This window comes from Zooshikella ganghwensis DSM 15267, assembly GCF_000428585.1.
Classification (GTDB): domain Bacteria; phylum Pseudomonadota; class Gammaproteobacteria; order Pseudomonadales; family Zooshikellaceae; genus Zooshikella; species Zooshikella ganghwensis.
Genome location: NZ_AUAF01000093.1, coordinates 1 through 19,807, shown reverse-complemented (window position 1 = coordinate 19,807; position 19,807 = coordinate 1). Strand labels below are relative to the sequence as shown.

Below are 19,807 nucleotides of genomic sequence, written 5' to 3'. Positions count from 1 at the left end.
CTTTAAGTAAATCATTAAAGGTATCATCAACCCAGCAATAAACTGCTATGATAAACTCTTCTACTGACATCCCCTGTCCCTTTGAATTTGTTTCGGCAAAACAAAGGTTGGGGTCAGGGGTTGTCATTTCAAACTAATAAAAGTCGAGCATCGCGTTAATATATGCTTTATAGAAACGCCCCCAATATCTTAAAGGCACTCCAATGAAAGTACATGAAAAAATAAATTACGTCGAATTCCCTGCTCAAGATCTGCTAAAGACAAAAAAGTTTTTTTCTAATGTTTTTGATTGGGTATTTGAAGATTATGGTCCCGACTATACCGCATTTAGTAATCAAGGACTCGATGGAGGCTTTTATCGAACTGAATTAACTTCTTTAACCAACCACGGAGCCGCTTTGTTAGTTTTTTATAGTCATGACCTGGAAAAAACGCAAAGCAAAATAGAAACATATGGTGGAAAAATTACCAAGCCCATTTTTACTTTTCCTGGTGGAAGACGTTTTCATTTTACCGAACCTAGTGGCAACGAGTTTGCTGTATGGTCTGACACATGAAAATAGCGCGCATAAAAATAATTCATGAAGGGTATAACAAATATAAAAAGACCAGCCTGTAGCTGGTCTTTTTATATTTATATCATTTAAAGCGTACTATTCTTCTCTGCCAAAAATAGTATTTTCTTGCTCTTGCACACGAATAAATGTTGTTCGCTTGGTTAGCTCTTTTAATTTAGCCGCTCCAACATAAGTGCATGTTGAGCGAACACCACCTAAAATATCTTCAATTGTATTGTGAATGGAACCACGGTAGGGCAAAAACACTGTTTTACCTTCTGCAGCTCGGTAGTTTGCAACGCCTCCAGCATATTTTTTCATGGCAGAGGCAGAAGACATTCCATAAAAATGAACAAATTTTTGTCCATTTTTCTCTACAATATCCCCACCACTTTCGTCATGGCCCGCTAATAAGCCGCCTAACATGACAAAATCAGCCCCTCCACCAAAAGCCTTCGCAACGTCTCCAGCACAAGTGCAACCACCATCGCCAATGATACGCCCGCCTAAACCATGGGCAGCATCACCACACTCAATAATCGCAGATAGCTGAGGGTAACCAACGCCGGTTTTGACACGCGTGGTGCATACCGATCCAGGACCAATCCCAACTTTAACGATATCAGCACCTGCTAAAATAAGTTCTTCAACCATATCACCCGTGACCACATTACCTGCTGTAATCACTTTATCAGAGAATGTCTCGCGAACTTTTTGCACAAACTCAACCAAGTGCTCAGAATAACCATTGGCAATATCAATACAAACAAATTTTATATGACTCGACAACTGTAGTATTTCTGTTAACTTTTGAAAGTCTCGCTCAGAGGTACCCGTCGACACCATGACATAATTCAAAAGTTTTTCATCTGCACTTTCAAGGAAGGAGGCCCACTCAGCAATACTGTAGTGTTTATGAATAGCCGTCATTACCTGATGCTCAGCAAGCGCTAGAGCCATCGCGAAACTACCGACAGAGTCCATATTCGCGGCAATAACAGGTACACCAGACCATTGACTACCGCTATGTTTAAAAGTAAAATCGCGGGTTAATTCAACTTGAGATCGGCTATTTAGAGTTGAGCGTTTCGGTCGAAACAATACATCACTAAAGCCCAGTTTCAAGTCGTTTTCGATTCTCATAGTTAATCCTTTCTATTAACTAACCTTCACTGCTCCCTATATAACTTTTCTATTGGCAGATAGTGAAAGTTATACAAAAAGCAGACACAAAAAAACCGGAGCGTTGGCAGACGCTCCGGTTTTCAGCATTATATACAAAAAGGCTGCTTTGGCAACATTTTGTATATGAAAGTTAAAAAGTTAATCCCCTTACCCAATCATTTCTGGTCATCCTGTGGCAAGGAGAATTTCTTTACTCATACCTTTGATTCTTATCACCCACCATTCGGTTAAGCTACATCTGTGGAGGCTGAACAAGATGTTGATTTTGCCTGCGAGGCGTTAGTTTTAACCCAGCTTTCATGTTGCCACTCACATCGAGCTTGAAGCTCTTCATCAGGTAAATGACAACTATTATTTGTAAACCAGCTAAACGTATGAAACCCCGTCAACTCAGTTTCTAGGTGGACGGTTGCTGCCACCCAATACATTTTCTTTAGCACAGCTTCGAACTTTTGTAACCATTGCCCCCAATCTCCTTCTACATCACGATAAGAAGCACCAAAGTGAATTACTTGGGTTAAGTAAGTGCCATATGAAGGCTCGACACCAGACACTGCAAATAGATCACGTGATAAAAAAGGCCACTCATCATGCTTGGGAAGTGAGTTAATCACTCGAAGGTTATGATAACGACGCTTTAATATTTCATTCTCACTGCCTGATGGCAAATCCTTGATACAACCATAAACAATGGATTCGCGATCCAAAAGCTACTCCTTAACTAACCGACAAAAGTCGTCTATTATGCCCAGCTCCCTATGGGGAAACAACTCAGCGACTCAACATTTTGTTCATTAATCTTCTAACTACCTATTACCTTTTAATGATCTACAAGCCTCTAACTATCATACCGTTAGCCTGAAAATCTAGCCTCAAGTAAACAAGCTGCTATTAAAAGGCAAGCAATAGTAGTGCTTGACATCAGCTAAGTAAAACTCAGCCAAAGCAATTTTGTTGTCACTTCACAGAAAAAATAATTATCAGACTGGGTTAGCCAAATAAATTCTGCCAAAAACCTGGGGTTTTCAATGAGGCTTCACAGTGCTGCAACTGATTTTCATATTGTCTGGCTTTACGCTGGACTCGATGAGCAACTCCTTGCAACCACTGTTTGCGCTTGTATGTCCCTCGGCGGAACCCACCCCACCCCTCGTGATAAGTCAGATATTGCAAACGTGCATTATCTTGAGAAATACCATTAATCTGGCGTGTTTTTCTGGTATACCAGCCAATAAAGTCAATCGCATCAGAAAAGTCATCACGCACAGCGCCCCACCGCCCCGCTTCACGTAAGTAATCAGTCCAAGCACCATCAATCGCCTGAGCATAACCGTAGGCTGAAGAGCGATGTGGACCAGGAATAAACCCTAAATACCAGCGACGGGGGGGGCGTGCATTGGCTACAAAACTAGACTCATGATACATAATGGCCATCATAACTGGGATGGGAGTTCCCCAACGCTGATGACTCCTATTTGCCGCTTGGTACCAGTCCAAGTTATCCGCAAAAATATCACATAGGTTATGAGGGTTTTCCGGTGGCGGTGTATGAGCACAACCTGATATCAACACACTCAATAACAGTAGCGACAGCTTAAATCGCTGCCGAACTGTCAGGCATCCCGTGGATGCTTGCTTATGTTTCCAGTAGTGCCAATAAATCGCGCTCATCAAGTATCGGAATCCCTAATGACTCAGCTTTGCTTAACTTAGAACCTGCTTTTTCGCCAGCAATAACTGCTGTTGTCTTTTTCGACACAGAACCAGCAACTTTTGCTCCCAGCAATTGTAATTTTTGCTTAGCTTCATCACGACTCATGACGGATAATGTGCCAGTCAACACATATGTTTTGCCAACCAGCTTTAATTTTTCTTGTGTTGGCTGAGACTGCTCAGGCCAATCCACCCCAGCCGTCTTCAGCTGATTTATCACATCCCGGTTATTTTTCTCTTTAAAGAAACACACAATATGATGTGCAACCACAGGTCCAACATCAGGCACTTGCAGTAAGTGCTCTTCTGTCGTATTTATTAAAGCATCCAGGGAACCAAAATAATTGGCTAAGGTTAATGCTGTGGTCTCCCCAACTTCGCGAACACCCAAAGCATAAATAAAACGAGCCAATGTAGTGTGTTTAGAACGCTCAATCGCGTCTATCAAGTTCTGGGCTGACTTATCCCCCATTCGTTCCAGTGTTACCAAATCATCCTTTTGCAAGGCATATAAGTCCGCAGCCGAGTGCACAAGCTCTTGATCAACTAGCTGCTCAACCAACTTATCCCCTAGTCCATCAATGTCCATGGCTCGCCGACTGGCAAAATGCTTAATAGCTTCCTTGCGCTGAGCGGAACATACCAGCCCACCGGTACAACGTAACGCGGCTTCTCCGGTAACCCGCTCCAGCTCAGAACTACAAACAGGACATTCTGTTGGCACGATAATATCTTGCACGTCAGTGGAACGCTGCTCTACGACAACACGCACCACCTTCGGAATCACATCGCCAGCCCGGTGAATGATTACAGAATCCCCGACTTTAACCCCTAATCGCTCAATCTCATCCAAGTTATGTAAGGTCGCATTACTCACCGTAACCCCGCCAACAAAGACAGGCTTGAGCCGAGCAACTGGGGTCAATGTTCCCGTTCTACCCACTTGAAACTCAACAGCTTCCAATGTTGTCATTTCTTCTTGCGCAGGAAACTTATAGGCAATTGCCCAGCGTGGTGCGCGCGAGACAAAACCAAGCTCCTCTCTTAATGCTAATGCATTGACTTTAAAGACGATGCCATCGATTTCGTAAGATAATTGCTCACGGCGTGACAGTAATTGCTGATAGTACTTATCACAGGCTTGAATAGAAGGTAAAACCTCCATTTCCTTGTTTATTTTAAAGCCCCACGTATTAAGTTGATGCAAAATTTGGCTATGATCCCCTGGCAATTCATCACTGCAAACACCTACGCCATAACAGCACATTTCTAAGGGACGTGTAGCTGTAATACGGGAGTCAAGTTGTCTAAGGCTTCCCGCTGCAGCATTGCGCGGATTAACAAATGTTTTTTCCCCTTTAGCCTGGGCTTGCTCATTAAACTGATGGAAACCCGCCTTGGGCATGTACACTTCGCCTCGAACCTCAAGACGATCCGGCACATCTTCACCTAACAGCACCAATGGAATTGAGTGGATCGTTCGTAAATTCTGAGTGATGTCTTCACCACGCTGACCATCACCTCGTGTTGCGCCTCGAACCAGCTTGCCACGTTCATACAATAAGCTAACAGCAATACCATCCAGTTTTGGCTCAGCAACATACTCAATGTCAGTGATATCCAAGCGCTCTTTGCAGCGACGATCAAAATCATGTAATTCATCCGCTGAAAAAGCATTATCCAGCGATAGCATTGGCACTTCATGAGTAACCGTAGCAAACGCACTAGCAGGTTCAGCCCCCACCCGCTGTGATGGTGAGTCAGCAGAAACAAGCTGTGGATACTCCTGCTCTAACTGTTGTAAACGTCGCAGCAGACGATCATATTCTGCATCAGGTACAGCAGGATCATCTAAGACATAGTAACGGTAATTATGCTGATTAATTTCCTGTCGAAGCTGCTCAACTTCACTGACAACATGAGAGGGAGTGGTCATAGCAAAATACCTAATACGTCCAACCGTTAATAAGGCAAGTAAAGAGAAATAGTACACCATAAAAAAAACCGGTACTCATAAAGACCGGCCTCTGCTATACCCTTTTTACCTTGGGTATAAAAATTCAGTGCTAGGTTAATGTACTATAAATCTGGGATATAATAACCTGCTAAGTGATTAACGCACCATTTGCTTGCGCACCAGGTGACGTCGTTCATAGTCCATAATACGCTGTTTACAGTGTTCAAGTGTTTGTTGAGTCATCACACTACGATTTTCGTCTTTTAAGCTTCCGCCAAATGTTGAGGCAATATCATGGGCTGCTAATGCCATTTTCTCAAATGCCCGCATTGGTTTATCTGGCCCAGGTAGACTCATAAAAAAGCTAACGGCAGGTGTACTGTATTCAGACATATTATCAAGATCAAAAGTACCTGGCTCAATACCATTAGCCATACTGAACATCAAAGCACCTTTTTCACCGCGATTAACTGATGAATCATAGCAGTGAAAAATATTCATATCGCCAAATCGCAAGCCATTTTTAGTCAGCAAGGCTAATAATGCATCACCCGCAAAACTGGTATCAGACTTAGCAATGACATGAATTACTATAATGTCTTCCACAGCCTTTTTAGTGTCTATTGAGTCTTCAACAGAAGCCGTATCGCTTGCTGTCTTTTTCGATTGCTTCCAGACTTTACTGTCTTTAGCACTTGGCTTAGCGACTGTTTTAAGTCCATCGGCCGCATTTTTGAGTAATGAAGCTTTATGAGTTGACTCACCTTTGGCTAAAACTTTACGCCGATCATGATGAGCATTGCTGTTCATCGACAGAGGACTGACATGATCTGCCGGGTTAGCGACCAAAGGTTCTTCCGTATCAGCAAAACCGTCATTCACTTTATCAGTGATAACGGGTGGTTCCTGCTCCCCAGCAGGAGATACTGAATCTGTAGCACTTTGTTTCTGCCGAGCAGCCTGTTTTTGCCGAGCAGTTTGCAAATGTTGGTGTAAAGCTTCCTGCCTCGTATCAGTAAAGGATTGATCAAAGTGATTACTCGACGGCTCAGAGTAGGGCTCTTCAGCTGTGTCTTGCTGAAAGTGTGGCTCTACCTTTTTAGGTGCGACTTGTTCTGTATCATCTGCTGCCTGCCCTTTTATCAGACGAGCCCCACCATGAGGTAACTCACCATTACAATCGTCATAATAATCGCCACCACCACTCAGCCCCAAAGAAAGCTCATCTGCTTTCTTTCGGTTTACCCTCATACGACGGTAGCCGTCAAAAATGATACCGGCAATTAATAGAAAGCCGATAATAAATATGATTTCTCGCAAACCTATATCCATTGTGCCTTAATACCCTCTCGTCGCACACGCACAAGAACGTGGCAAGCAAGCTAGAAACATTATCTTTAATTATGGTCCAGAGATAAAAAAGGTCGCAATAATAGGCGTAAAAAGTTTTCTTTTTTTCTCACCATTTCGTGTCAGACTTGCCAACCACTAATTAGTTTAGTCTTTATACAGCGGCAAGTGCTGCTGCTTGCTCAATATCAACAGCCACCAAGCGGGAAACTCCAGGTTCATGCATCGTCACCCCCATCATCTGGTTGGCTGCTTCCATTGCTATTTTATTGTGCGTGATATAGATAAACTGTACTGATGATGACATCTCTTTCACCATGCGTGCATAACGACCAACATTAGCATCATCAAGAGGCGCATCAACCTCATCCAACATACAAAACGGCGCAGGATTTAATTGAAAAATAGCAAAAACGAGCGCAATTGCCGTAAGTGCTTTTTCACCACCCGACAATAAATGTATAGTACTATTTTTCTTACCAGGGGGACGTGCCATAATCGCAACCCCTGTGTCCAGCAAGTCTTCACCGGTAAGCTCTAAATAAGCACTTCCCCCACCAAAAACTTTCGGGAAAAGTGTCTGCAACCCGTAATTAACTCGGTCAAAAGTTTCTTTAAAGCGTGCTTTTGTTTCTCGATCAATTTTGCGAATGGCTTCTTCCAAAGTAGATAATGCTTGAACCAAATCATCATTTTGGCTATCTAAATACGTCTTTCGTTGTGATTGGGTCTGATATTCTTCAATGGCTGCTAAGTTAATCGCTCCCAGCCGCTGAATACGCCCAGCAATTTTTTCCAACTCTGACGCCCATAAGGATTCATTGGCCTCAGTAGGTAAATTGTCCAACACTGTGGTTAAATCAAATTCATCAGCTTGCAGCTGTTCTTGTAGTGATTGACGTTGAACTTCCAAGCTTTGCGCGGTCAGCCGGTACTTTTCCAATGCAGTCCTAACCTGCTGAGCTTGTTGGTCAGCCTGTGTTCTTTGCTGTTCTAGCTGACGCATAGCATGATCGATTTCACTGAGCTGTTGCTTTGCCTCAGTCATTTCTTCCTCGATCATCAAACGCTCTTCAAGCAATGCCTCCAGCTCAACAGTTAAATCATCAACAGGCAGCTCACTTTCCTCAAGGGAAGCCTGAATTGTATGCTTCCTCTCCAATAGCTTTTCAGTTTGCTGTTGTAAGCGAACAACACCCTGTAACGTTGACGTAAGCTGAGTACTTAGCGATTGCTGACGGAGTGCTAACTGATGAGCTGCATCTTTGTCATGGCGTGCTTGTTGACGCACTTGATCCAACTGACCTCGAATACTATCCCGCTGCTGAACTAAAAACTCTCGCCGTTCTTCACCTTGTGCCATTGCATCAATTGCTTCTTGCAATTTTAGCCGTGCCTCAGCAACCCGCTCTTGTTCCAATGTCAGCTGTTCACTTAGCTCGGCTTGTTCAAGCTGTAAGCGCTCGGTTCGTGCTTTGACTTCATCTACTTTTACTTTTTTAGCACTGAGATCAGCTTGTAATGAAGACAGTTCTTGTGCCTCAACACTGCGTTGCTGGCGCTCAGCCTCCAATTGCAGCTCAATATCTTTCAGGCATTGCTCTGCAATATGAAAAGCTTCCTCTTCCTGCTGAACCTGACCTGTTATGGTTTCAATGCGTGCATGAAGTTCGACCATTTCCTGCTGCCGTGCCAACATGCCAGCTGCTGCATTTTCTTCTCGCATCACCCTTAGCCAATGGTGAGATAACCAAATACCTTCAGGTGTAATAATACTTTCGCCTCTAGGCAAACTATCCAATAAGGCAAAAGCTTCACCTAAGGAGTCAGCCGTTTTAATTCCATCCAACCATGGCTGTAAATCACAATTCGCTGACACGACTTTCGATAGCAATGTATTCTGTTCAGCCCTCACACAGTCTGAGCTCTCACCATGCTGCGCCAAATTATAGAGAGTCAGCGTTCCTGAGTTAAAGGATGCCAGTGCTTCAGTGAATGATCCAAACTGGTCAACGGCAAAAGCCTGCAGGTAGTCACCTAGCACCGTTTCAACCGCTGTTTCCCAGTCTGGGACAACCGTTAAACCTTCTGCTAGGCGTGGCTTTCCTTGTAAATGGTATTTAGCTAACCATTGTTGCTGCTCTTCACCATTATCACCCAAAGCCGCCTGCTGTAATGCATCAAGTGACGCATAACGCCCACGCGCTTCCTGCAGCGTTTGCTGATATTGGTTTACCTGCTGGTGATGGGTATTTATCGTCTGCCGCTGTTGAGACATCTGCTCCGATAGTGACTGAATCAATGCTTGACCTTGCTCTTGCTCAAGCAGGCGTTCAGCTATACGCTCAGAGAGTATTTCAATTTCATCAACTAGCGGATCAATTTGTACACCCTCTTGCTCTTCACGCAAGCGCAACTGACGGGCCTGTAGCCGAGCAATCGTCTGCTCCCACTGCTGTATACGCGAACGCTCAACTTCTGCCTGACGCTTGGGCTCAGCCACTTGCTGGTTGAACTGTTCCCAGTCAGACTGCCAGCGTTGCATTGCCTCTTCAGCTTCCTGTAATGCCTGAGCAGACATTTCCTCTGTCTCACGCAGCAGCTCCAGCTCAGGTTCAAGACCTGCAAGTTCATCAGTCAACTGCAGCTCTAAGTTTTGGTCACTCTCTAATAATTGCTGACTTTCTGCCAGACTGGCTTCCGTTTGTTGCAAATCAGCCTTTAACTCTTGAGCCCTTGTTTTACTGTGCTGAATGGTTTGTTCTATTTTACTAATTTCATTACCTAGACTGTAAAAACGACCTTGTACTTCGTTAAAGCGATCGGTTGCTTCAATATGAAACTGTCGTTTTTCTTCCAGCGTTGCATCGACAGAACGTTGTCCAGCAATATGTTTTTCCAGCTCAACTTCCAGCATACTCACTTGCTTACGCTCTTTAATAAGCTTTTCATCAAGTGACTTCCATTTTAATGCTTGTAACTGAGCCTTTTTCAAACGCTCTTCTGCTTTATATTCTTTGTATTTCTCCGCAGCCTGGGCTTGACGGTGTAAATGCTGCAACTGTCGATCAAGCTCATCACGTAAATCCGTCAATCGCTCTAAATTTTCCTGAGTACGACGAATACGGTTTTCTGTTTCACGGCGCCGCTCTTTATATTTAGAAATACCGGCTGCTTCTTCAATAAAAACACGGAGTTCTTCAGGTTTTGACTCAATTAAATTGGAAACAATGCCCTGGCTAATAATTGCGTAACTTCTAGGCCCTAAGCCCGTTCCTAAAAAGATATCGGTAATGTCCTTACGACGACACTTAACACCATTAAGGTAATAGGCATTTTTGGCATCACGCGTTACTTTTCGGCGAATGGATATTTCGTTGTACTTCGCATATTCACCCTTTAGCGTGCTATCACTATTGTCAAACACCAGCTCAACTGATGCCTGCCCAACCGGTTTACGACCCTTGGAGCCATTAAAAATAACATCTGTCATTGACTCTCCCCGCAAATTTTTTGCGGAGCTTTCTCCCATCACCCAACGAACAGCATCAATGATGTTTGATTTGCCACAGCCATTAGGCCCGACAATCCCGCTCATATTGGTGGGGAACGGTACAGTGGTAGGATCTACAAAAGATTTAAAACCAGCTAGCTTAATACATTTAAGACGCATGGAAGTGTGCTTGCCTTAAGTACAACAATTTGAGTCAAAGTCCTAGCGAAACAACCGGGCCATTATCCTGATTTATACGTTACAGTGAATTGTTTTTTGTTGTTAATTGTTAATTAACCACTACAGTTCCAGTGCTTGTTCACATTTATACCCTTTATATGAGGTATATAATCCACAAGTAACGTCGACTACTACAAAACAGCGCCTAGTTTAATCAGCTTTAATCTACGTGTATACACATTAGTCAGCCAAAGTGACTTATTTACAAAGCATTTTGTGTACCATTCTTTGATACGCTCCCACTTGCCTAGCCCACATAGAAGGTAACTGTACGGCTCACTCGCCAAGTGTTTTACATTGCAAAACTAGCTGTCACTTTGCTTATAAAACAACTCGTGCTAGTACTGGTATCCAGTACTAGCACTCCACACAATTTCACCGCACAGTGCGAATGAGTAGATAAACTCAGGCAGGGGTCACTTCTGGAGCACAGTGTTCATCAGACATAATGGCTAAAATCAGGTCACGATTACTATGTGCATATTCTCGTACTAACTGTTCAATACGAGTCAGATCTCGCTGCATAATCGCGATCAGGATTTGATTAAAAAAGTTGAGTGATTGCTCTAATTCTTCTTCACGACGTGACAACGCAAGATGGTAGGTACGATGAATAGCAGGTTGTAGATTATTAAGAATTTGGGCCAGGTATGGATTTTTAACAATGTTATTTGCTAAATCAATAACCACAAAACTACATTTGACGAACTCTTCAACATTTCCCTCTCGAGCAAGATTCTTTAGCCGTTCAAGATAAACTTCAAAAGGCTTCAGTTGGTGTAATTCCTTCCACTTTCCTGCTAACTCAACCGCTAACATGGTATAAAGGTTTTCCACCATCGCGTACAAACAGCGAATCTTATGCTCCGTTAAGTCACTTACCATTGCGCCACGCCGAGGTAAAATATCAATCAAATGACGACGTTGCAGCAGCAGTAGTGCTTCTCGAACAGATCCCCGGCTGACATCAAGCTCATGTGCAATCTTCAACTCTTGAATACGCTCACGAGATTTTAGCTTACCAGTGATAATTTTATTCGCTAAGTGTTGTGCAATCTGCTCAGTGAGGCTATCAGCAGCTTTGAAAAACATAATCGAAAACAGTCCCCCCATTAAACAGCCAATACAGCGTATGGCGAATAGCTAGATGGGTGAGGCTTGGCTAACAAAGCGTGATTTATGGAAAACAGACTGTGTTACGTGAGCCAGGCCTTGGCCAATATATCCATCCACTACCAGTCACTCACAAGCTGTGTATAACAGCAATAACTCTCTTGTAAGCACATTCTTGTAAGTACATTGGTATCTGGTATTAATTCCACACGCCAAAACCACTAAATTACCCTTCGAATAGGCCCAATAAAAAAAAGCGCCTATACCAACAGCAACCTAAGATTTATTCTTTTTTCCTTTTCGGTACTTGAAAAGCTAAAACTTGCTAATGACTAAAACCACTTAACAGGCTGTTAATACAAAACAATATTATGTTAACAACCCGCCAGCAAATGTTACTTCTATTTATAACACGATACAAAAAACAACACTAGCAATGTAATGCGATTTCACGGCACGAATGGTATTTTTAACTTAATGACATCTTTTTGGTCTTTAACCGATATCCCAGACTGCTCAATGTGACTATTAACGTGTTTAGGATCACCTGTTGCTGAGACCAGTGCTACTACATCAACCGTGTTTTGTTGTGATAGTTTCAACTCTGGCATCATACTCTGACTATCATCAAGCGTGACTAAACTTGGTAAATCAGCTAGCTGTAAAACAGTGACCGCTACCGGCATTTTTACGCCAACAGGACGAGCCAGCACATAGACTTTTGCCGTTTTGGGTAATGCTGCATCCAGCTTTGGGTCAGTTTCAACCAAAACCTGTAACTTCAAAGCAGCTCCAGTCTCCGAACTTACCTTGCTATCACTCGCTGAAGCCATGGCATTTGTAGACGAGGATGACGAACTCTGTTGTTCAGCGAGTAATTGTCTCGCCTTAGCAATACCCTGCCGAATGGGCTGAGCCTCCCCATCAGCAATACCTGACGCTAATATTTGTTGCCAGTGATCAATCGCTTGCTGATACTGCCCTGACTCAAATGCAGCAATCCCTAGCAAACCAAGCGCTATCTGCTGCTTAGGTTGACGTTGAAGTGCTTGTTTAGCATAAGTAACGACTTCGTTGGTCATTCGATTACCATTTGCCAGGTACAGCGTTTCGGCCAGTCTCGCCATAACCTCTGCATCATCAGGCACCAACGTCTGCAGTGTTTGATATGCCTTTAAGGACTCAGAGTAGCGCTGCTGTGCAGCATAGACTCGTGCCAACCAAAACCAACCATCTTTATTGTCAGGCTGCTTTTGGACCGCACTTTCCAGCTTTTTAGTAAGTTCAGGCAAAGATAAGTTAGCCAGCTCTGCAGAAGAAGGCATTGAGGCCACCATAGACAACTCTCGGCTTGCACCAAGCTGCCAGTAAATAGTCAGAGCCAAGCAAGGCACAATAAAAGCTACACCCCACATAGTCAGCCTGGCCACTTTGGGCGTTATACCTTGTGTTAAATCAGGTGCTGCTTGGCCTTGAACATCCTTAAGTAATTGTCGTTGAAGCTCAACCACCATTGTCTGGTGATCCACTGTCGATATATCCCCTCGCGCCAAATTACTATCAAGCTCAGCTAGCCGCTGCTCATATAAAGTTACATTGAGGCGATTTTGTTGTTTTTCCTGATCCTCGCTATCAATGGCACTTGTTGTTTCTGCTGTGACAGCTGTTTTTCTTAACAGCGGAGACAAAATAAAAAAAACAGCTACTAAGGCAAGTACAATCAGGCTTATCCAATACAACATCATCACGACTTTTCAGACTCCTTAAGAATCGCATTTAACGCAGCCTTTTCTGCTTCAGACAATGCCTGAGGTTGTGGTTGAGAACGCCGGCGCCATAGCAAACGACCCAGTACAAATAACCCAACCATAAGTAAAATAAAGGGTAGGCTCCATAACAGCCAAGTACGTCGATCCCAGGGTGGATTGTAAAGAACAAAATCTCCGTAGCGCGACTGCATAAAGTCAATAATGGTTTTGTCAGACTCACCCGCTTGCAACATGGTGTAGATTTTCCGTCTCAAATCCACCGCAATAGGTGCGTTAGAGTCAGCAATATTCTGGTTTTGACACTTTGGACAACGTAATTCTTCTGTTAAAACCTGGAAGCGCTCTCGCTGTTGATCAGAACTGAACTCATAAGTATCAATTGCAGCCCAGCTCAGTGACGTTGAGCTTACATAGATCAGCAGCAGACCAGTCAACCTGAGCAAGGCGATTGCCAAACTCATGATGGATCTCCTTTTGCTTGCAGCTGTTTGACAATCGGCAGAAGTGATTCTTGCCATACCCGCTCATCAACTACACCAACATGCTTGTAACGAATGATGCCTTGCTGATCAACGATATAGGTTTCAGGTGCCCCATATACTCCTAGTTCAATCCCCAAATCACCTGTTTCATCAACAACTGTGGCTTGATAGGGATTACCCAGTTTTACCAGCCACTGCTTTGCCTGTTGGGTATCGTCCTTGTAGTTAATGCCGACAATACGCACCCTCATCTGTTGAGCCAATTTTAATAAAAAAGGATGCTCCACATGACAAGAGGGACACCATGTTGCCCATACATTTACTAGCGTAACGTCTCCTTTTAATAAGGATGCATCTAGGGTTTGCTGATTTTCACCTAGGCTGGGTAGCGAGAATGCAGGGAATGGTTTATACAATAGTGCTGATGGTAACGTACGGGGGTCCTGATACAGTGCCCGATAAAGAAAACCAGCCAGTAATACAAACACCAACAGAGGGATGAATAACTTAAGTCGTTTCATAGCAATACATTACGCATGAGAATAAACAGTTTCAGCGGTTTGCTCGTTAGAAACCACAACCCGCCGACGCCGGTAGCGCTTATCCAGCACCGCTAAAACACCACCCAACGCCATCACTAAAGCGCCAAGCCAAATACAGCGCACGAAAGCTTTATAGTGAACACGTACAGCCCAGGCGCCCTCACCCAGCGGCTCTCCCAAGGCAACATAGAGATCTCGGGTTATACCTGGATCAATGGCCGCTTCCGTCATCATTGATCGTTGCACCTGATATTGACGCTTTTGGGGATATAACCTGGTGACGACATCACCATCAGCATTGGTCACTTTTATCTCACCCTGATCAGCTTTGTAGTTTGGACCCGTAACCTGCTGCGTTCCCATAAAAGTAAAGGTCAATCCTGACAGCTGTAATTGATCACCTGGAGCCATTCGCAAATCTCGCTCTTCACTGTAAAAGCTGGTTAACACTACACCCAGAATACAGATTGCAAAGCCCATATGCCCCAAATGCATGCCGTAATAGCTTAACGTTAATTTGCGTAGCCCTCGCCAAAGTGAAGACTGATGCTTTAATTTGCGGAATAAATCTGTTAGCGCCGATAAAGCTATCCAGATCACCACAACCAGTCCAATCCAAACTGGCAGTAACCAGCCTTGGGTATGCCAAACACTGAGGGCTGAGCCTAAAACTAAAGCGCCCAGCAACGCCCAGCGTAAATAACCAAACAGTTGCATCAGCCGGCTGTGTTTCCAGTTAACAGTGATACCAATACCCAGCAGTAGTGCGAGCGCTACCATCAACCCGGGAAAGAACTGGTTGAAATATGGCGGCCCAACAGACAGCTTGCTGCCTGAAAGCGCTTCTGCAAGTAACGGATACAAAGTACCAACAAGAATCAGTGCAGTAGCAATCGTTAACACAATATTATTCAACAACAGTAGTGTTTCTCTCGACCACAGCGAAAATTGAGTACTACTTTGAACGGTAGGTGCCCGAAGCGCATATAGTAGTAACGAGCCACCTACCACAAATAATAAAAAGGCTAGAATAAATACCCCACGCTCAGGGTCTGTGGCAAAGGCATGTACTGAAGTTAAAACACCAGAACGGACTAAAAATGCCCCTAACAGGCTAAGTGAGAATGTAGCTATGGCCAGAAAAACGGTCCAGCTTTTAAAAACACCACGCTTTTCAGTCACTGCCAAAGAATGCATAAGGGCTGTACCCATCAACCAGGGCATAAATGAAGCATTTTCGACAGGATCCCAGAACCACCAGCCCCCCCAACCAAGTTCGTAGTAGGCCCACCAACTCCCTAACGCAATACCTACTGTTAAAAAGCTCCAAGCAATGGTTGTCCAGGGGCGGGACCAACGCGCCCATGCAGCATCAAGGCGCCCCCCTAATAATGCAGCAATGGCAAATGCAAACACTACAGAAAAACCAACATACCCCATATACAACATCGGTGGGTGAATAATCAGACCAAAATCTTGCAGCAGCGGGTTGAGGTCTCGACCATCGATAGGGGCATGAGGTAATAAGCGCTTAAACGGGTTGGAGGTAAATAACAGAAAGGCTAAGAAGCCAACACTACAAAGCCCTAAAATACTCAGCACACGAGCAACAAGCACTCGGGGTAAACTTTGACTAAAGACGGCAACAGCCAGTGTCCAGCCAGCAGCCATCAAGCACCAGAGCAAAAAAGAACCCTCATGGGCACCCCAGATGGCACTTATTTTATAAGGCAAAGGCAGTAAACTATTTGAGTTGTGAGCCACATACGCCACTGAAAAGTCATCTGTGGCAAAGCAGTAACCTAATGACACAAATGCAATGAGCAGCAGTCCAAACAGCCCTACTGCCAGAGGCTTTCCCATTGCCATCCATAATGTCTGCCTAAGCACCGAGCCCATCATTGGTACTATGGCCAGCACCAATGATAAACAAAACGCCAAAATAACTGCAAAGTGACCGATCTCAGCTATCATAATCTCTGATCCCCACCACTAATTCGTCACAGTTGCTGGAGAGGAGGAAGAAGAGTAGTCCGGATGCCCAGCCTGTTTAAGGGCACCTTCTACCTCTGGGGGCATGTAATTCTCATCATGTTTGGCAAGAACTTGATCAGCTATTAGCTCACCTGATGCATTCAGTTTGCCCACGGCAATCACACCCTGTCCTTCTCTAAACAGGTCTGGCAGTATGCCCGTATAATGGACCTTTATGATGGCTTGACCATCAGTAATCGAAAACGTATTTGCCAAAGACTGGGTATCTCGCTGATGAGATCCCACCACCACTAGCCCACCGCCCCGAATTGTTTTATCAACAGGCGCTTTGCCCGCCGCTAACTCAACAGGGGAATAAAAATAATTCATGTTTTCATCCAGCGCCATCAGCCCTAAAACTGCAGCCAGACTTGAGCCAAACACAATATACAGCACGATCCTCAAGCGGTTTTTTCTGACAGGGTTCATTGCTGTTGGGCCTCCCGTCTTAACTGACGTAAGTAGCGTTGCTTAAATCGTTTCTGCTGTGCAAGTGGCACCCAAATATTGTAAATCATGACCACCGCCGCAATACCATAACAGCTCCATACATAGAGGCCATGCTTGCCCATCGCCCAAAAGTCAGCCCAGGATTCAAAATACATGATAAGTCTCCTTTAGCCTTGATCAGCACTTATTGCTCATCAACGCTTTCACCCAACCTGTCTTATGTTCTCGGTGTAATATTTCTGCTCGCAACCTCAAAATTAAGACCACAGCAAAAAAACAGTAAAACCCCGCAAGACAAATAAAAAGTGGGTAGTACATTTCAGCCGGCATGGCTGGCTTTTCTGTTAATTTGATTGACGCGGTTTGATGCAATGTAAACCACCAGTCAACCGAGTATTTAATGATGGGAATATTAACCAGGCCGACAAGGGCCAACACGGCTGATGCCCGTGCAGCTGTTTTTTTATTATCAATAGCCGCCTGCAGTGCCATAAACCCCAGATAAAGAAACAGTAAAATCAGCATGGATGTGAGCCGGGCATCCCATACCCACCAAGCTCCCCAGGTTGGTTTTCCCCATATAGCCCCCGTTAATAATGCTAATAATGTAAAAGAAGCACCAATGGGTGCACAGCAACTGGCTGCAATTTCAGCCATTTTCATTCGCCAGATGAGTCCCACTCCACCAGCAATAGCCATGAATACATAGGTCGCTTGTGCGAGAAAAGCAGCGGGCACATGAATATAAATAATCCGATAGCTGTTACCTTGAAATCGCTCCGCAGGGGCAAAAGCTAACCCCCATACCACACCTGTCACCAAAAGCAGTAAAGACAGAATAACCAGCCAGGGTAACCAGCGACTGCTGATCTCATAAAACCATTTAGGTGACCCTAGCTTGTGAAACCACGTCCAATTCATTTATTTAAACTCTACACTTGTTTCAGGCTTATCCCGAGGCGGTAATTTTTAGTCCAGCCGCAATAGCAAATGGTGCCAGCGTTAATCCCAGCGTCAACAACACAGCAAGCCAGAGTAGCTGGCCCGCTGCTGGTAACCCTTCACTGGCAGCAACAACAGCACCTGTACCCAACAGCAATACAGGTATATATAACGGCAAAATAAGCAATGATAATAACATGCCACCTCGCCGAATGCCGACCGTAAGTGCAGCCCCTATAGCACCTAACAAACTCAATAAAGGTGTTCCCAATGCGAGACTGGCAATAAGCGTCGTATAAGCTTGAGAAGGCAACGATAACATCAAAGCAAGTATTGGTGCTAAAACCAGCAAAGGCAGTCCAGTTAGTAACCAGTGAGCAGTCACCTTAGCCAGCACATGCATAAAAAGTGGCTGTGGAACGATTAATAACAAATCCAGTGCCCCATCTTCATAGTCACCTCGAAACAGGGAATCCATAGCCAGTAGTGTGGCTAATAAAGCTGCAATCCATATCACACCAGGTGCCAACTTGGCTAAAAACGCTGGATCAGGAGAAATACCCAGAGGAAATAGCGTGACAACAATTAGAAAAAATAAAGGCGGGTTAATCAGCTCAGCCTGTCGTCTAAAACCAAGTCGTAAATCACGACAAAGTGTAATCCAAGCCGCTCCCCCAGGACTTACTGCTACAGGCTTTATTGTTAAGGCAGGCACGTTTAATTCACTCACCATAATCAGCAACATTCAGTTTTTTCACGAGACCATCTGGCACATTCAGTTGGTGGTGGGTTGTTAGGATAATGGATCGCCCCTGGCTGGCCTGCTCAGCTAAAAAGGATTCAAGATGTTGAACCCCTTTTAAATCTATTGCGGTGAAAGGTTCATCCAAAATCCACAATGCCTGATGACTCAAATAAAGCTGGGCGAGCGCAACCCGTCGTTGTTGCCCTGCTGACAGACTGTAACAGGGCACATCTTCATAACCATGAAGACCAACTTTAGCAAGCGCATTTTCAATGGTGTGAAGAGACAGCGATTGATACCAGCCTTGCAGCCAACGTAAGTTTTCAATGGGCGTCAGTGGACCCTTAATACCAGGCGCGTGGCCTATATACAGCTGTTGCTGCCTGTAGGCGATCAGTACAGCCTGTATTGCTTGACCTGCAAAGTAAATTTCGCCCTCATAATCATCAGTAAGTGTAGCTAAAATGCGTAGTAATGAGGTTTTACCACTACCATTGGCACCCGTTACCTGAAGCATTTCCCCCGTGTTAAGTGTGAAGTTCAGACCTTTAAATAACAGGCGCTCATCACGCTCGCATACTAACTGATTGACGCGTAAAAGCTCAGTCACAACAGGTAAACCATCTCCGCTAAGGTTATTCCAGCACAGGCTAGTGAGCACTTATTTCAATGCCTTCTATCCTCTCTCAATATCTTCTATTCACCTTACTGCAAACCCAACCAACCACAATAGCCTGCGACAGGTCTCACTGATATAGAAGACTTTATTGTGTTTTTACTAGACATTGCGCCATAAGATATACAACACATAATGCGCAATGACGAAATAAACTGCCCGCTATTATACCGATCTGATATAGATTGCAAATATTTGACATATACCCTTCGCGAATCAATTTCAGGCTTTGTTGTCACCGCTCTTCACCCCTGTCACTTATTAATATAACGCGATGCTCGACTTTTTAGCCTATTAATTGAGCCAACTGAAGTGGAGCGTTGCCTTCGTTTCTATTGAGTAACACACATAAACTGTGTGATAACAATTTACGACTTATTCGATTCGTCAGACTCCATAAGGTCCTACCTTTTGTTCGTTGGATATTAAACGTTTTTACAAGCTGACCAATCGTTGTCTCAACCCGTCGTCGGACCCGGTTTAACTGTCCCCTCCATTTCTCTGGGAGTTGATCCACCATGTTTTCTCTGACCGGTGTTTCTAATTGTACTGCTTTTAG

Annotated in this window: 17 protein-coding genes and 1 pseudogene; 1 reads left to right on the top strand and 17 read right to left on the bottom strand. The window is 44.3% G+C overall.

Translation table 11 applies throughout. From position 1 onward, the window contains the following. Positions 1–203 precede the first annotated feature (203 nt). Complete coding sequence (locus tag F607_RS0117585; RefSeq protein ID WP_027709152.1) at positions 204–557, top strand: VOC family protein; 354 nt, start codon at positions 204–206, stop codon at positions 555–557. Between the two features lie 96 nt (positions 558–653). Here F607_RS0117585 and F607_RS0117580 read toward each other — a convergent pair whose 3' ends face one another. The 17 genes and pseudogenes from F607_RS0117580 to F607_RS34725 form a co-directional block, all read right to left on the bottom strand. Continuing rightward, positions 654–1,700 carry a GMP reductase gene (locus F607_RS0117580; protein ID WP_027709151.1) on the bottom strand — a complete coding sequence of 349 codons (1,047 nt, stop codon included), beginning with the start codon at positions 1,698–1,700 and terminating at the stop codon, positions 654–656. A 269-nt stretch (positions 1,701–1,969) separates the two neighbouring features. Further along, positions 1,970–2,449 (bottom strand): hypothetical protein, encoded by a 480-nt coding sequence (locus F607_RS30260; protein WP_051311592.1) that lies wholly within the window; start codon positions 2,447–2,449, stop codon positions 1,970–1,972. 283 nt (positions 2,450–2,732) lie between these two features. Next, positions 2,733–3,413, bottom strand: a complete 681-nt coding sequence (locus tag F607_RS0117570; RefSeq protein ID WP_230400426.1) for a transglycosylase SLT domain-containing protein — start codon at positions 3,411–3,413, stop codon at positions 2,733–2,735. Next, positions 3,379–5,391, bottom strand: coding sequence for an NAD-dependent DNA ligase LigA (gene ligA, locus F607_RS0117565; RefSeq protein ID WP_027709149.1), 2,013 nt, complete (start codon positions 5,389–5,391; stop codon positions 3,379–3,381). The genes F607_RS0117570 and ligA overlap by 35 nt, the downstream gene beginning before the upstream one ends. 177 nt (positions 5,392–5,568) lie before the next feature. Further along, positions 5,569–6,744, bottom strand: coding sequence for a cell division protein ZipA (gene zipA / locus F607_RS32980; RefSeq protein WP_051311591.1), 1,176 nt, complete (start codon positions 6,742–6,744; stop codon positions 5,569–5,571). Between the two features lie 172 nt (positions 6,745–6,916). After that, complete coding sequence (gene smc, locus F607_RS0117555) at positions 6,917–10,435, bottom strand: chromosome segregation protein SMC (RefSeq protein ID WP_027709148.1); 3,519 nt, start codon at positions 10,433–10,435, stop codon at positions 6,917–6,919. 465 nt (positions 10,436–10,900) lie between these two features. Then, entirely contained in the window at positions 10,901–11,587 is a 687-nt protein-coding gene (locus tag F607_RS0117550; protein WP_027709147.1) for a GntR family transcriptional regulator, read from the bottom strand. 470 nt (positions 11,588–12,057) lie between these two features. After that, positions 12,058–13,353, bottom strand: a complete 1,296-nt coding sequence (gene ccmI, locus F607_RS0117545; RefSeq protein WP_027709146.1) for a c-type cytochrome biogenesis protein CcmI — start codon at positions 13,351–13,353, stop codon at positions 12,058–12,060. Next, positions 13,353–13,838 (bottom strand): cytochrome c-type biogenesis protein, encoded by a 486-nt coding sequence (locus F607_RS0117540; RefSeq protein ID WP_084611303.1) that lies wholly within the window; start codon positions 13,836–13,838, stop codon positions 13,353–13,355. The genes ccmI and F607_RS0117540 overlap by 1 nt, the downstream gene beginning before the upstream one ends. Next, positions 13,835–14,380 carry a DsbE family thiol:disulfide interchange protein gene (locus F607_RS0117535; RefSeq protein WP_027709144.1) on the bottom strand — a complete coding sequence of 182 codons (546 nt, stop codon included), beginning with the start codon at positions 14,378–14,380 and terminating at the stop codon, positions 13,835–13,837. The genes F607_RS0117540 and F607_RS0117535 overlap by 4 nt, the downstream gene beginning before the upstream one ends. A gap of 9 nt (positions 14,381–14,389) precedes the next feature. Further along, positions 14,390–16,375 (bottom strand): heme lyase CcmF/NrfE family subunit, encoded by a 1,986-nt coding sequence (locus tag F607_RS0117530; protein ID WP_027709143.1) that lies wholly within the window; start codon positions 16,373–16,375, stop codon positions 14,390–14,392. Positions 16,376–16,393: 18 nt separating this feature from the next. Further along, complete coding sequence (gene ccmE, locus F607_RS0117525; RefSeq protein WP_027709142.1) at positions 16,394–16,864, bottom strand: cytochrome c maturation protein CcmE; 471 nt, start codon at positions 16,862–16,864, stop codon at positions 16,394–16,396. Beyond that, entirely contained in the window at positions 16,861–17,040 is a 180-nt protein-coding gene (gene ccmD / locus F607_RS0117520) for a heme exporter protein CcmD (RefSeq protein WP_027709141.1), read from the bottom strand. The genes ccmE and ccmD overlap by 4 nt, the downstream gene beginning before the upstream one ends. Before the next feature lie 22 nt (positions 17,041–17,062). Then, positions 17,063–17,806, bottom strand: a complete 744-nt coding sequence (locus F607_RS0117515; protein WP_027709140.1) for a heme ABC transporter permease — start codon at positions 17,804–17,806, stop codon at positions 17,063–17,065. Between the two features lie 28 nt (positions 17,807–17,834). Further along, complete coding sequence (gene ccmB / locus F607_RS0117510; protein WP_084611305.1) at positions 17,835–18,560, bottom strand: heme exporter protein CcmB; 726 nt, start codon at positions 18,558–18,560, stop codon at positions 17,835–17,837. Further along, the gene (ccmA, locus tag F607_RS0117505; protein WP_230400425.1) at positions 18,550–19,233 is read right to left on the bottom strand and encodes a cytochrome c biogenesis heme-transporting ATPase CcmA; all 684 of its coding nucleotides are present in this window, start codon (positions 19,231–19,233) and stop codon (positions 18,550–18,552) included. The genes ccmB and ccmA overlap by 11 nt, the downstream gene beginning before the upstream one ends. 301 nt (positions 19,234–19,534) lie before the next feature. Further along, positions 19,535–19,807 (bottom strand): annotated as a pseudogene (locus F607_RS34725) (IS982 family transposase); the annotation flags it as partial.